General features: G+C 45.3%; 1 pseudogene. It reads right to left on the bottom strand.

The annotated features are described in order from the left end of the window. Positions 1-185, bottom strand: a pseudogene (gene lpxB / locus AB4486_RS28145) (lipid-A-disaccharide synthase); the annotation flags it as partial. Between the last annotated feature and the right edge of the window lie 69 nt (positions 186-254).

The raw sequence follows: 254 nt of genomic DNA, 5'->3' as shown, positions 1-254 counted from the left end.
CCAAGCGCCTTCATTTTTGGTCCGCCAATACCCACGAATTCAGCGTTCGGGTACTGCGATTTGATTGCTTTGATAAAACCTTCGCCAAGCGTGTCACCAGAGAGTTCTCCGACAACGATACCTACGCGCAGTGGTTCAATCGAAACAAAGTCCGTGCTGTTGGTTGCTGTTTCTTGCTGTGCCATAGTTTTCCAATTCCCTTCTTGCCTAAAACAAAAAAGATCGCCTAATGATTAGCGATCTTTTTGTTATAC

Source organism: Vibrio sp. 10N.222.55.C6, from assembly GCF_041473395.1.
Taxonomy (GTDB): Bacteria; Pseudomonadota; Gammaproteobacteria; order Enterobacterales; family Vibrionaceae; genus Vibrio; species Vibrio crassostreae_C.
The sequence above is the reverse complement of the archived record's forward strand: the minus strand, read 5'-3'. Positions and strand labels throughout refer to the sequence as shown.